The sequence below is a fragment of the Mumia quercus genome (genome assembly GCF_025506335.1).
Taxonomy (GTDB): Bacteria; Actinomycetota; Actinomycetes; order Propionibacteriales; family Nocardioidaceae; genus Mumia; species Mumia quercus.
This window is the reverse complement of the sequence record NZ_JANZYO010000006.1, coordinates 330260-342640: the sequence shown is the minus strand read 5'-3', so window position 1 is coordinate 342640 and position 12381 is coordinate 330260. Positions and strand designations below refer to the sequence as shown.

Here is a 12381-nt window from a genome sequence, read left to right as displayed (position 1 = left end):
TCTGGGCATGAGTGACGAGACCTATGTCGTCGTGGGCGGCGGACTGGCAGGCGGACGTGTGGCCGAGACGCTGCGCGACGAAGGGTTCGAGGGCCGGGTCGTGCTGGTGACGGTGGAGGACCGTCCGCCGTACGAGCGCCCCGTCCTCTCCAAGGGTTACCTCCTCGGCAACGAACCCCCGACGGCCGCGTACCTGCACGACGCGAGCTGGTGGTCCGAGCACGGCATCGACGTCCGGACGGAGACGATGGTGACCGGCCTGCGACCGGCCGAGCACGAGCTCGTCCTCGAGGACGGCACGCTGCCGTACGACAAGCTGGCGCTCGCGACCGGCTCGTGGCCTCGGCGCCTCGAGGTCCCCGGGGCCGACCTCGACGGGGTTCTCTACCTGCGCGACCTGCCCGAGGCCGAGCAGATCAAGGCCGTGCTCGACTCCGGGGGTCCCCTCGTCGTCGTGGGCGCCGGCTGGATCGGTCTCGAGGTCGCCGCGGCCGCCCGTACGCACGGTGTCCCGGTGACGGTCCTCGAGACCGCCGCGCTCCCCCTGCAGCGGGTGCTCGGGGACGAGGTCGCGACGATCTTCGCCGACCTCCACCGTCACCACGGCGTCGACCTGCGCCTCGGCATCGGCATCGCGCAGATCCGCGGTGAGGACGGCACCTCGGTGTCCGCGGTGGTGACCGACGACGGCGAGGAGATCCCGGCTGCAGCCGTGGTCGTGGGCATCGGCGCGACACCCCAGACCGACTGGATCCTCGCCGCCGGCCTGAAGGGGGACGACGGGGTCGACACCGACGCGAGCCTGCGGACGTCGGACCCCTCCATCTGGGCGGTCGGGGACATCGCCGCGGTCGACAACCCGACCCTCGGCCGCCGCGTCCGTGTCGAGCACTGGGCGATGGCCAACGACTCAGGACCGGTCGCCGCGCGGGCGATGCTCGGCCAGGACGCCGTCTTCGACAAGCTGCCGTTCTTCTACACCGACCAGTACGACCTCGGGATGGAGTACGTCGGGCACGTGCCCGACGTGACCGAGACCGACGTCGTGCTGCGCGGGGACACCGACGCCACGGGGGCGCTCGCGTTCCAGGCCTTCTGGCTGCGCGACGGGGTGGTCCAGGCGGCGATGCACGCGAACGTCTGGGACACCGGCATCGAGCCGCTCGAGGCACTCGTCGGTCGGCGTGTCGACGCGGCCCGTCTCGCCGACCCGTCGGTCTCGCTCGACGACGTCGCCGTGTAGCCGAGGTGTAACCGCGCCCGAGCCGGGGTACGAAGGAGCCATGACCCTCCTGCGTACCGTCGCCCGCCCGATGCTCGCCTCGATGTTCGTCTACGGCGGGGCCATGTCGCTCCGCAACGCCCCGGCGATGGCCGGGGCCGCTCAGCCGCTCTCCGAGAAGGTCGCAGGCGTCCTCCGCTCGGTCGCCCCCGGTGTCCAGCTCCCGACCGATCCCGCGACGCTCGTCCGGGTCAACGGCGCGCTGCACGTCGGGTTCGGCACCGCGCTCGCCCTCGGACGCTTCCCCCGGCTCTCGGCGCTCGTCCTCGCCGGCACTCTGGTCCCGACGACCGCCGCCGCCCACGCGTTCTGGGCGGAGGACGACGCGGGTGCCGCCGCGCAGCAGAAGATCCACTTCTTCAAGAACGTGTCGATGATGGGCGGCCTCCTGATGGCCACGCTCGACCCCGACCCGCACAAGAAGATCCTGCCGCGCCGCGCGAAGGACAAGGTGGTCGAGGCGAGCGGAGCAGTGCAGGAGACCCTTCACGACACCGCGCACCAGGTGAAGCGCTCGCTCCCCGGTCGTTGACGGAACCGCGGCCCCGGCGGCGAGGTCGGATAGGCTCGCACCGATGTCATCGCTGTGGGCCGCCCCGTTCCGTACCGATCCCGTCGACGCCACGGTGGCGCTGCCGGGGTCCAAGTCCCAGACCAACCGCGCGCTGGTCCTCTCTGCCCTCGCCGACGGCTCGTCGCGGCTGTCGCGGCCCCTGGACTCGCGCGACACCCGTCTGATGGCCGACGCCCTCCGGACGCTCGGCGCGACGGTCACCACCGACGGCGACGTCTGGACGGTCGAGGCCCTGTCGGGCACCTCCCTGGGCGAGACCACCGTCGACGTCGGGCTGGCGGGCACGGTGATGCGCTTCGTTCCGCCTGTCGCGGCGCTGGTCGACGGCGCCGTGACCTTCGACGGTGACGAGCGCGCCCGGGAGCGCCCGATGGCCACCACGCTCAGCAGTCTCCGGGCGCTCGGGGTCCGCATCGAGGACGACGGTCGCGACACGATGCCGTTCACCGTCGTCGGTGCCGGTCACGTCGCCGGCGGCCCGGTCACGATCGACGCCTCCGCGTCGAGCCAGTTCCTCTCGGCGCTGCTGCTGGCCGGCGCGCGCTACGATGAGGGGATCGACGTCCACCACGAGGGACCGCCGGTCCCCTCGATGCCGCACGTCGCGATGACGCTGACCGAGCTGCGCCGCCGAGGCGTGCAGGTCGACGACTCCGTCCCCGGTCGATGGACGGTGGCTCCCGGTCCGGTCGCCGCGTACGACAGCGCGATCGAGCCGGACCTGTCCAACGCCGGCGCCTTCGTCGCGGGCGCGCTGGTGACCGGAGGCCGCGTCCGGGTCCGCCACTGGCCGCGGACGACCGACCAGGCGGGCGACCGCTGGCGCGAGATCGCCTCCGCCTTCGGCGCCGAGGTGGCCTTCGACGGCGACGACCTCGTCGTCACGGCACCGGGCCGCCTGCGCGGAGTCACCCTCGACCTGCGCGACGAGGGCGAGCTGACCCCGGTCGTCGCCGCGGTGGCCGCGCTGGCCTCCGCGCCGTCGCGGCTCACCGGCATCGCGCACCTGCGCGGCCACGAGACCGATCGCCTCGCCGCGCTGGCGACGGAGATCACCCGCATGGGCGGGGAGGTCGAGCAGCTGGACGACGGCCTGGCGATCACCCCGCGCCCGCTCCACGCGGCCGCCCTCGAGACGTACGCGGACCACCGCATGGCCCACGCGGCCGCCGTGCTCGGCCTTGCCGTCAAGGACACCCTGGTCCACGACGTCGAGACGACCGCCAAGACGTACCCGGGGTTCGCGCAGGTCTGGGAGCGGTTCGCGTCGTGACGCAGCGCTACGACGCCGACCGGCCGCACGAGCAGTTCGACCGCCCGCGTCGTCGCACGCGACCTCGTACGAAGGACCGCCCCTCCTACGCCGATGCCGAGAACGGCTGGGTGGTGGGCATCGACCGCGGCCGCTACACGCTGCTCGTCGACGACGAGCGCGAGGTCACGGCGATGAAGTCACGCCCCCTGGGACGCAAGGCGGTCGTCGTGGGCGACCGCGTCCGCGTGGTCGGGGACACCTCCGGCGCCCCGGACACGCTCGCCCGCATCGTCGAGGTGGAGGAGCGCACGACCGTGCTGCGACGCACCGCCGACGACAACGACCCGATCGAGCGCGTGATCGTGGCGAACGCCGACCAGATGGTCGTCGTCGCCGCGCTCGCCGACCCTCCCCCACGCCCGCGGCTGATCGACCGCTGCCTCGTCGCCGCGTACGACGCCGGGATGACGCCTCTGGTGTGCCTCACCAAGGCCGACATCGGCGACCCTGCGCCACTGGTCGCGTCGCTGCTGCCGCTGGAGGTCGACGTCGTCGTGACCGAGCGCGGCGGGGACCTGGAGATGATGCGGGAGCGGCTGCGTGGTCGTACGAGCGTCCTGGTCGGGCACTCCGGCGTCGGCAAGTCCACGCTCGTGAACGCGCTCGTCCCCGACGCGGAGCTGGCGACCGGTGTCATCAACGAGATCAGTCGGCGCGGACGGCACACGTCGACCGCGACGCGCGTGCTCGCGCTGCCGTTCGGCGGTTGGATCGTGGACACGCCGGGCATTCGCAGCTTCGGCCTGGCCCACGTCTCCGTCGAGCGGCTCCTCGCCGCGTTCCCCGACCTCGCCGACGTGGCGACCGACTGTCCCCGCGGGTGCCAGCACACCGAGGCCGACCCCGAGTGCGCGCTCGACGACCCGGTCGCCGACGGCACGCTGGACGCGGCGCGCGTCGACTCCTTCCGACGGCTGCTGTCCTCCCGCGAGGGCTCGGACTGAGATCGTCGGTCAGACGCGCAGGCACTCCTCGAGGGACGTGACCTCTCCGGAGGACACGCCCGTGGCGCACCAGACGGCGCGGGATCCGCGGTCGCCGGTCTCGTACGTGATCCAGCCGGCGGTCACACCGGCGACGGCGAGCAGCACGGCCGCCACGGTCGCCGCCGTCCCGGCGGTACGTGTCGCGATCACCGCCGCGACCACGGCGAGCACCGCGAGCACGATCGACGCGTAGAGCAGCCGCTCTCCCCACGTCTGGTGCAGGTCGAGCGCCTTGCCGATCTCACCGGAGGCGCCGACGCGCGCCTTCAGCTCCTTGCCGGACTGCACCGTCACGTACGTCCCGGCGGCGGCGACCACCGCGACGATCGCCAGCGGCCAGCGCAGCGCCCAGCGCCACCGTGGGACCAGGAAGGCGAGCGTGAGCAGCGTCGTCACGGGGATCAGGACGATGGGCACGTGCAGGAACAACGGGTGCAAGGGCACCCCGTCGATGAAGTCGAACATCGGCCCTCCTCGTGGACGGTCTCCATCGTAGGGACCCGAACCTCTACTGTGGGGCCATGGCGCACTCCCACCACGACGATCTCCGGCTGTGCCACGTGCTCGCCGACAACGCCGACGCGATCTCGATGGAGAAGTTCCGCGCCGTCGACCTCGAGGTCTCGACGAAGCCGGACATGACCTGGGTGACGGAGGCCGACCAGGCGGTCGAGCAGGCGATCCGGCGTACGCTGCGCAGCGCACGCACCCGCGACATCGTGCTCGGCGAGGAGAACGGCGAGCAGTTCGGCACGATCGAGGACGCCACCCGTCGCTGGATCATCGACCCGATCGACGGGACCTCCAACTACGTCCGCGGTGTGCCCGTGTGGGCGACCCTGATCGCGATCGCGATCGAGGACGAGGTCGTCGCGTCCTGCGTGTCCGCGCCCGCCCTCGGACGACGCTGGTGGGCGTCCAAGGGCGGCGGCGCCTACACCGGCAAGTCACTGATGTCGGCCACCCGCCTCCACGTCTCGAAGGTGGACCGGATCGACGACGCGTCCCTGTCGTACGCCTCGCTCGGCGGCTGGGAGGAGATCGGCAAGCTGGAGAGCTTCCTCGCGCTGACCCGACGCTGCTGGCGGACCCGCGGGTACGGAGACTTCTGGTCCTACATGCTGCTCGCCGAAGGGGCCGTCGACATCGCCGCCGAGCCCGAGCTGGCGCTGTGGGACATGGCGGCGCTCGACCCGATCGTCCGCGAGGCAGGCGGCACCTTCACGGCCCTCAACGGCCAGCCCGGTCCGTGGCACGGCAACGCGCTCGCGACGAACACGCTGCTCCACGAGGCGGCGATGGCCTACCTGGGCTACTTCCCGGACACCGAGCCGTCCGACCCCGAGGGCGATCCCGGTTCCCGAGACACGCCCTCCCGCACCAACGTCACCGACCTCGCCGCGCACCGACGCTCTGACGGCTGAGTGCCCGCACGGACACCGTCGGCCTTAGGATCGGGCGCATGTCCACACCGACGCCGCCGCCGTCCGACCCTGGTCGTCCTCTGGGGCAGGACCCGTCGCCGTACGGTCCGCAGTACCCTCAACAACCCTCGTACGGGCCCCAGCAGTACGGCGGGTACGACCCGTACGCGGGCGGCCTGCCGCAGGCGAGCTACCAGATCCCGCGGGATCCCGACGCCCGTCCGGTGACGGTGACGCTGGCGGCCTGGATCACCATCGCGCTGTCGACGCTGACGGCGGTGGGATGGCTCTTGATCGCGCTCACGCTCGGGTTCGTCCTCGACGAGATGCGGAAGAACCCGGGCGACTTCGACCTGACGGCCTCGGACGTGCAGGCGGTCCAGGACAACCGCCCGGTGGTCTACGCGATGGTCGCGCTGTTCATCGCGGCGGCGATCCTCGCGGTCGTGGTCAGCATCTTCGTGCTGCGGCGGCAGGCGTGGGCGCGCATCGTCCTGGTCGTGATGGCATCGATCACGCTCGTCGTGGGGTTGGTGCTCATCTTGTCGTTCGTCTCCCTGCTGTGGGTCGCCGCCGGGATCGCCGTCATCGTCCTGCTGTTCACCGGTGGCGCGAACGAGTGGTTCTCGCATTCGCGCTCGCAGTGGGACGCCCCGTCGTACGGGCAGCCGGGGGGCTCCTACGGGCAGCAGGGACCGCCAACGGGCTGGTGAGAGTGGCCTGGATCACGCTAGGTTTGAGCGCATCGGCCACGTGAACCCAGGGGGTCAGCGATGAAGGTCAGCGACGTCGTCACGTCGAAGGGCAGCACCGAGGTCTTCACCATCGCGCCCGACGCACCGGTCTCCGCGCTCCTCGACGAGCTCGATGCCCGCAACATCGGCGCCCTCGTCGTGAGCGAGGACGGCACGCACGTCGCGGGGATCGTGTCCGAGCGCGACATCGTCCGCAAGCTGCGCAGCGCAGGCGATCCTCTGGCGCAGCCGGTCTCGTCGATCATGACCTCGGAGGTGCACACCTGCGGTCCTGACGACTCGATCGGTGCCCTGCTCGAGATCATGACGAACGAGCGCATCCGCCACGTGCCGGTCGTCGACGAGGACGAGGCACTCGTCGCGATCTTGTCGATCGGCGACGCGGTGAAGTTCCGCATGCAGCAGCTGCAGTTCGAGCGCGACCAGCTCAACCAGTACGTCGCGTCCGCGCGCTGACGCGACGTGCCGGACGACCTGCCGCGTACCGACGTCACCCGTCTCGCAGGCAAGCAGCGCCACGACCGCACCGAGCTGGACGGGCTCCTCGACTCCGCACGCGTCTGCCACGTCGGCCTCGTCGTCGACGACGGGCCCCTCGTCGTGCCGACCGCGTTCGCGCGCGACGGCGACCGGTTCCTCCTGCACGGGTCGACGGGTTCGCCATGGATGCGTGCCGCGGCTGGAGGTGCTCCCCTGTCGGTGGCCGTGACCGCGCTCGACGGGATCGTGGTGGCGCGTTCGGCCTTCGAGTCGTCGCTGCACTACCGCAGCGCCGTGCTGTTCGGGACGGCGTCGGTGGTCCCGCCGGAGCAGCGCGTCGCCGCACTGGACCGGCTGACGGACGCGCTGATCCCCGGCCGCGCCCGCGAGGTGCGCCCTTCGACCGCGCGCGAGCTCGCCGCCACGCTGGTGCTGGCGATGCCGATCGCCCGCTGGTCGCTCAAGGTGTCCGACGGCTGGCCGGAGGACGAGGACGTCGACGTGGCCGGTGACGCGTGGGCGGGCGTCGTTCCGCTGCGGGAGACGGCGGGCGACCCGCGGCCGGCTCCCGACCTGCGCTCGGGGATCTCGCTGCCACCGTCCGTACGCGACCTCACCGGCCCTGCCTGACCGCGCTCTGCCCGTTCGCTGGGGTACCCGAGCCAACGTGCACCGACCCGACCGTCCTCGCTCGGGTCGGTGCGGCTCCGTTGGGGTACCCCGTCGGAGCCGCACCAAGGGCCGGGGCGGTCAGGCGGTGACGGTCACCGGGGTGCCGGCGTAGACGAGGCGCCCGGCGTGGACGCAACCCCTCACCCTCACCTGCCCTTGGACGGGAAGACCGCGTCGACCTCGACCTCGACGAGCCAGCCGGCCACCGGGAGGTTCTCGATCTCGAGCGCGAAACGGCTCGGACGCGCCGGGTTGACGACGAACGGGCGTGCCGGCGCCGCCGACCCCAGCGGGACCAGCACCGGCTTGCCCGTGGACAGGCTGGTGTTGGCGAAGTACTGGCGGTACGCACGGTTCCACCCGGCGAAGTCGGCCGACGCCGCCCCTGCGGGATTCTGCAGGAACACCCGCATGGTGATCACGTCGTCGTACGACAGGCCTTGCCGGGCGAGGTTCTCGCCGATGCGACGCAGCACGTTGATGCCCTGCGCCTCGGTGATCGTCACGCCCGCCGGCAGGACACCACCCGGGAACACCTCGGTGTCGACGTAGCGCCCCTCGCTCCCCGCTGGCGCAGCGGTGTTGAGGGCTGCCGGGCCGAGCCCGCTCGACTTGTAGAGCGGGGTGTTCGCGCCGATCGCGACGCCCTCGGAGATCATCGGGTTGTCCTGGCCGGCAGGCAGCGCCGGGACGGCGGTCCCCGGCCTCGGCGGCTTGGCGAGCTGGCCGTGCGCGACGGCACCGACGGGCAGAGAGACGAGTGCGGTGGCGGCGACCACCAGGGCGAGACGACGGGACACGAGGCGCTCCTCAGGGCTGTGCGGACGGGGTCGGGGGAAGGGACGGGGGCTCCTCATGCCGCCGTCACCCGCTGGTGCAGCGACTCGACGACGGCACGGGCGGAGACGATCGCCCCGTGCTGCCACGCGATCGTGTACGACATGTGGTCGCCGGCGAAGTAGATGTTGCCGGTGGGGGCGAGGAGCCGGTCGTAGTTGCCGTCGGTGCGTGAGCGCCAACCCACCCACGCGCCCTCGGAGTAGCGGTTGGTCGCCCAGTCGGTCGAGAACGCCGCACGGACGTCGCGGGTGTAGGCGGGCCCGTGGATCTGGGCGCCCTGCTCCAACGCCTTGACGAGACGCTGCTGCGGCGTCAGCGCCCCGTACGTGTTCGCGCTGGCTCCGGTGTTGTAGTAGCCGATCATCACGCCGCGCTTGCCGTGGAACCCCGAAGACGGGTACCACATGTTTCCGAGCTCGTTGTTGGCATTCGTGATGCCGCCGTAGATGCCGTGGTCGAGCTCCCACCAGCGTCGGCCGTACTCGATGCCGATCTTGCCGGCGTTGGTCACCGTCGCCGACCTCAGCGCGGTGACGACCTCGGCAGGGAGGTTGCTCGTGATCTTGGCCGCGATGTGCGGCGGCAGCGCACAGACGAGGAAGTCCGCGTCGACGGTCCGCTGGCCGCCGTTCGTCCGGTAGTCGACCTCCACCCCTTGGCTCGTGTTGCGGTACGCCACGACCTCGGTGCCGTACCGGATCTTGCCGCGTCCGATCGCCCGCTCGAACGCGTACGCGATCTGGTCCATGCCGCCCACGGGCTGCAGCATCTGCATCGCCTGGTCCCAGCCGAGCTCGAACGAGAAGTACTGCCCGATCCCGCTGGCGAGCACGTCGCTCAGCGCGTAGGGCGGCAGCGGCGTCCCCGCGGTGACGCCGGGCTCGACCTCGTAACCACGCCGCCCTCCCCCGGTGTACCGGTAGCTCGCCGCCGGGTCGCCGGCCACCTTCGGGCCGATCGAGCCGACGCTGCGCAGCAGCGCGATCAGCGCGTCCTTGTCGGAGGCGCTGAGGTAGGTGTCGAGCGCCCCCTGGTCCGTCGCCTTGGCCAACAGCTCGGAGATGTATCCGAACGTGTCGGCCTTGGCCGCGCGGTGACGCACCGGCTGGCCAGACAGGCCGTGGTTGCCGACGCGGTAGAGGTAGCCCTCGGCGTTCGCGTTGACGAAGGTCTCGAGCTCCACGCCGAGCTCGCGGCAGTAGTCGACCGTCAGGTGGTGCTGCGGGAGACGACCGGGCCCCGCGTTCATGTACTGCCCCGCCGAGAACCCGGCGGTCTGCGTGTTCCCGGCGAGATCGGTCTCCTTCGTGCCCTTGCGGATCGTCCAGCTGCGCCCGCCCGGCCGGTCGCGAGCCTCGAGGACGGTGCACCGGTAGCCCGCCTTGCCCAGCTCGTACGCGGCGGTCAGGCCGGCGATGCCCGCCCCGAGGATGACGACGGACTTCGTCCCTCGGCCGCGGAGGTCGTCGGGCTTGGGAGGAGTGAACGGTGGACGGTCGGCGGCGGCTGCGGGGCTGAGCCCGAGCGCCCCCATGGACTGCAGCATGACGCCGGCTCCACCGGCGATGCCCACCTGCTTGAGAAAGTCTCGACGAGTCTGTGGCATCCCTGCTCCTTCGCGTCGCGCCCTCGGCAGGGGCGCTGTGGTCGCGACGCTAGGGAGCAGGTGTTTCGACCGGGGTGCCTTCCGGATTACGGCGTCGATACCTCAGCCCGCGTGCGGGAAGTCCTCGCCGCCGTACGGACGCCTCTCGACGAGCACCACCCAGTTGCCGACGACGTCGCGCATGACCGCCTCCACCCCGTACGGCCGCTCCGAGGGCGGCTGGACGAAGTCGACGCCGTGCGCGGTCAGCTCGTCGTACGTCTTCTGGCAGTCGTCGACCGTGAGGCCGAGCCCGCTCATCGTGCCGTTCTCCAACGCGCGCCCCACCGCGTCGGCCACGCCCGGGTCGAGCGGCGGCCCCGGCACCATGAGGGTGACCTCGAGCTCGGGCTGGGACGGGTGGCCGATCGTCAGCCAGCGGAAGCCGTCGCCGAGCGTCTGGTCGGTACGCGTCTCGAAGCCGAGACGGTCGACGTAGAAGTCGCGGGCGGTGTCCTGGTCGGTGACCCACAGGGTCACCAGCGAGATGTTCGTGATCATGGCTCGACGCTACGGCGGGTCGGCGCCGTCTGGCTTCTCCGATGTTGCGGGCTGCGCGACGTCGCTCAGTCCTCGCATGAACAGCCAGCAGCCCGGGATCCGTGGCGCGCCATCGGCAAAGCGACGCTGGTACGCCGACGGCGAGACCCCGACGGCCGCGGTGAACGTCCTGCTGAACGTCCCGAGGCTCGAGTAGCCGACGAGGTGGCAGATCTCGGTCACCGTGAGGTTCGTGGCGCGCAGCAGGTCCTGGGCGCGCTCGATGCGCCGACGTCGCAGGTAGTCACCCGGCGTCGTGCCGTACTCGGCGGCGAACGAGCGCAGGAAGTGGTGCTTGGAGATCCCTGCCGCGCGGGCGAGCGCGTCGAGGTCGAGCGGCTCCGCGTACCGGCGGTCCGCGAGATCGCGGGCTCGTCGCAGGTGGACCAGCAGGTGGCGCGGGACGGTGTCGGTGCTCACTCCTGCTGCTCCTCAGAGCGGTCACCGGCCCAGAGCGTGTGGAAGCTGCCCGGCTTGTCGACGCGGCGGTACGTGTGGGCGCCGAAGTCGTCGCGCAGCGCCTGGATCAGGGCGGCCGGGAGACGTTCGGCACGCAGCGCGTCGAAGTACGCCAGCGACGAGGCGAACGCCGGAGCGGGGATGCCCGTGCGCGCGGCGACCGCGACGACCCGACGCCAGGACTCCAGACCGGCCTGGACCGCCTCGACGAAGTACGGCGCGACGAGCAGCGTCGGCAGATCCGGATCGGCGTCGTACGCCTCGCGGATCCGGTCGAGGAACCGCGCCCGGATGATGCATCCCCCGCGCCAGATCGTCGCCATCGCGCCGGGGTCGATCCCCCAGTCGTAGTGGCGGCTCCCCGCCTGGATCTCGTCGAACCCCTGCGCGTACGCGACCACCTTCGACGCGTAGAGCGCGCGCCGCACGTCCTCGACGAACGCGGCCGGGTCCTCAGGACGCCACGACGTGTCCGCGTGCCCGTCCGGGTATGCGGCCCGCACCGGCTCGCGCTGCTCGGCATGCCCCGAGACCGAGCGTGCGAACGTCGCCTCGGCGATGCCGGTGACGGGAACCCCGAGGTCGAGGGCGGTCTGCACGGTCCATCGGCCGGTGCCCTTCTGCTCCGCCTGGTCGAGCACGACGTCGACGAACGGGCGGCCGGTCTCGGCATCGGTGTGCGCGAGCACGTCGGCCGTGATCTCGATGAGGTAGGACTCGAGGTCGCCCTCGTTCCACTCGGCGAAGATCTCGGCCACCGTGCCCGGCTCCGCACCCAGCCCGCGCCGCAGGAGGTCGTACGCCTCTGCAATCAGCTGCATGTCGGCGTACTCGATGCCGTTGTGGACCATCTTGACGAAGTGTCCGGCGCCGTCGGGCCCGACGTGGGTGCAGCACGGCGTGCCGTCGACCTGCGCCGCGATGCTCTCGAACATCGGCCCGAGCGTCTCGTACGACTCGGCGGAGCCTCCGGGCATGATGCTCGGTCCGTTGAGCGCCCCCTCCTCACCTCCGGAGACGCCGGCGCCGACGAAGTGCAGTCCTTTGTCGCGCAGGTCCGCCTCGCGCCGGCGGGTGTCCAGGAAGTGGGCGTTGCCGCAGTCGATGACGACGTCGCCCTCGTCGAGGAGCGGGATGAGCTCGTCGATGACTGCGTCGGTCGGCTCGCCCGCCTTCACCATGACGATGATCGGCCGCGGCCGCTCGATCGACGCCACGAAGTCCTCCAGCGACTCCGACGGGACGAACGTGCCCTCGTCGCCGTGCTCGGCGACCAGGGACTCGGTCCGGGCGTACGTCCGGTTGTGCAGGGCCACCGGGAAGCCGTGGCGCGCCAGGTTGCGGGCGAGGTTGCGACCCATCACGGCGAGTCCGGTGACGCCGATCCGTGCGCTCGGAGTGTCGTTCAC

General features: G+C 71.6%; 14 protein-coding genes. 8 read left to right on the top strand and 6 right to left on the bottom strand.

Translation table 11 applies throughout. From position 1 onward, the window contains the following. Positions 1-7 precede the first annotated feature (7 nt). The 4 genes from NYZ95_RS16145 to rsgA are packed head-to-tail and all read left to right on the top strand — an operon-like array spanning position 8 to position 4115. Positions 8-1243 (top strand): NAD(P)/FAD-dependent oxidoreductase, encoded by a 1236-nt coding sequence (locus NYZ95_RS16145; RefSeq protein ID WP_262852351.1) that lies wholly within the window; start codon positions 8-10, stop codon positions 1241-1243. Between the two features lie 40 nt (positions 1244-1283). Continuing rightward, on the top strand, positions 1284-1814 hold the full coding sequence (locus tag NYZ95_RS16140; RefSeq protein WP_262852350.1) for a DoxX family protein: 531 nt from the start codon (positions 1284-1286) through the stop codon (positions 1812-1814). A 43-nt stretch (positions 1815-1857) separates the two neighbouring features. Next, complete coding sequence (gene aroA, locus NYZ95_RS16135) at positions 1858-3129, top strand: 3-phosphoshikimate 1-carboxyvinyltransferase (protein ID WP_262852349.1); 1272 nt, start codon at positions 1858-1860, stop codon at positions 3127-3129. After that, positions 3126-4115 carry a ribosome small subunit-dependent GTPase A gene (rsgA, locus tag NYZ95_RS16130; protein WP_262852348.1) on the top strand — a complete coding sequence of 330 codons (990 nt, stop codon included), beginning with the start codon at positions 3126-3128 and terminating at the stop codon, positions 4113-4115. The genes aroA and rsgA overlap by 4 nt, the downstream gene beginning before the upstream one ends. Before the next feature lie 9 nt (positions 4116-4124). Here the strand turns inward: rsgA and NYZ95_RS16125 are convergent, their stop codons facing one another. Beyond that, positions 4125-4622 carry a DUF2231 domain-containing protein gene (locus NYZ95_RS16125; RefSeq protein ID WP_262852347.1) on the bottom strand — a complete coding sequence of 166 codons (498 nt, stop codon included), beginning with the start codon at positions 4620-4622 and terminating at the stop codon, positions 4125-4127. Positions 4623-4678: 56 nt separating this feature from the next. Here NYZ95_RS16125 and NYZ95_RS16120 point away from each other — a divergent pair, with 56 nt between their 5' ends. Genes NYZ95_RS16120 through NYZ95_RS16105 form a run of 4 tightly spaced genes read left to right on the top strand, consistent with a single transcriptional unit; the run spans position 4679 to position 7446 of the window. Beyond that, the gene (locus NYZ95_RS16120; RefSeq protein WP_262852346.1) at positions 4679-5581 is read left to right on the top strand and encodes an inositol monophosphatase family protein; all 903 of its coding nucleotides are present in this window, start codon (positions 4679-4681) and stop codon (positions 5579-5581) included. 38 nt (positions 5582-5619) lie between these two features. Then, positions 5620-6294, top strand: coding sequence for a hypothetical protein (locus NYZ95_RS16115; protein ID WP_262852345.1), 675 nt, complete (start codon positions 5620-5622; stop codon positions 6292-6294). A gap of 60 nt (positions 6295-6354) precedes the next feature. Further along, a complete protein-coding gene (locus NYZ95_RS16110; RefSeq protein WP_262852344.1) occupies positions 6355-6792 on the top strand; it encodes a CBS domain-containing protein in 438 nt (145 codons plus the stop codon). Positions 6793-6798: 6 nt separating this feature from the next. Further along, entirely contained in the window at positions 6799-7446 is a 648-nt protein-coding gene (locus NYZ95_RS16105) for a pyridoxamine 5'-phosphate oxidase family protein (protein ID WP_262852343.1), read from the top strand. A gap of 188 nt (positions 7447-7634) precedes the next feature. Here NYZ95_RS16105 and NYZ95_RS16100 read toward each other — a convergent pair whose 3' ends face one another. The 5 genes from NYZ95_RS16100 to gnd all read right to left on the bottom strand — a co-directional run bounded on the left by NYZ95_RS16100 (position 7635) and on the right by gnd (position 12333). After that, entirely contained in the window at positions 7635-8288 is a 654-nt protein-coding gene (locus NYZ95_RS16100; RefSeq protein WP_262852342.1) for a Rid family hydrolase, read from the bottom strand. Positions 8289-8341: 53 nt separating this feature from the next. After that, on the bottom strand, positions 8342-9934 hold the full coding sequence (locus tag NYZ95_RS16095; RefSeq protein ID WP_262852341.1) for a flavin monoamine oxidase family protein: 1593 nt from the start codon (positions 9932-9934) through the stop codon (positions 8342-8344). A gap of 102 nt (positions 9935-10036) precedes the next feature. After that, on the bottom strand, positions 10037-10474 hold the full coding sequence (locus NYZ95_RS16090) for a VOC family protein (RefSeq protein WP_262852340.1): 438 nt from the start codon (positions 10472-10474) through the stop codon (positions 10037-10039). Between the two features lie 9 nt (positions 10475-10483). After that, entirely contained in the window at positions 10484-10933 is a 450-nt protein-coding gene (locus NYZ95_RS16085; protein ID WP_262852339.1) for a helix-turn-helix transcriptional regulator, read from the bottom strand. Beyond that, complete coding sequence (gene gnd / locus NYZ95_RS16080; RefSeq protein WP_372500504.1) at positions 10930-12333, bottom strand: NADP-dependent phosphogluconate dehydrogenase; 1404 nt, start codon at positions 12331-12333, stop codon at positions 10930-10932. Before gnd ends, NYZ95_RS16085 begins: the two co-directional genes overlap by 4 nt. Positions 12334-12381 lie beyond the last annotated feature (48 nt).

What these genes read in the sequence shown, in the direction of transcription:
- NYZ95_RS16120 (WP_262852346.1), top strand. Translation starts at nt 4,679, where the DNA reads ATGGCGCACTCCCACCACGACGATCTCCGGCTGTGCCACGTGCTCGCC.
- NYZ95_RS16145 (WP_262852351.1), top strand. Translation starts at nt 8, where the DNA reads ATGAGTGACGAGACCTATGTCGTCGTGGGCGGCGGACTGGCAGGCGGA.
- NYZ95_RS16095 (WP_262852341.1), bottom strand. Translation starts at nt 9,934, where the DNA reads ATGCCACAGACTCGTCGAGACTTTCTCAAGCAGGTGGGCATCGCCGGT.
- NYZ95_RS16110 (WP_262852344.1), top strand. Translation starts at nt 6,355, where the DNA reads ATGAAGGTCAGCGACGTCGTCACGTCGAAGGGCAGCACCGAGGTCTTC.
- NYZ95_RS16115 (WP_262852345.1), top strand. Translation starts at nt 5,620, where the DNA reads ATGTCCACACCGACGCCGCCGCCGTCCGACCCTGGTCGTCCTCTGGGG.
- NYZ95_RS16140 (WP_262852350.1), top strand. Translation starts at nt 1,284, where the DNA reads ATGACCCTCCTGCGTACCGTCGCCCGCCCGATGCTCGCCTCGATGTTC.
- NYZ95_RS16090 (WP_262852340.1), bottom strand. Translation starts at nt 10,474, where the DNA reads ATGATCACGAACATCTCGCTGGTGACCCTGTGGGTCACCGACCAGGAC.
- aroA (WP_262852349.1), top strand. Translation starts at nt 1,858, where the DNA reads ATGTCATCGCTGTGGGCCGCCCCGTTCCGTACCGATCCCGTCGACGCC.
- NYZ95_RS16125 (WP_262852347.1), bottom strand. Translation starts at nt 4,622, where the DNA reads ATGTTCGACTTCATCGACGGGGTGCCCTTGCACCCGTTGTTCCTGCAC.
- gnd (WP_372500504.1), bottom strand. Translation starts at nt 12,333, where the DNA reads ATGGGTCGCAACCTCGCCCGCAACCTGGCGCGCCACGGCTTCCCGGTG.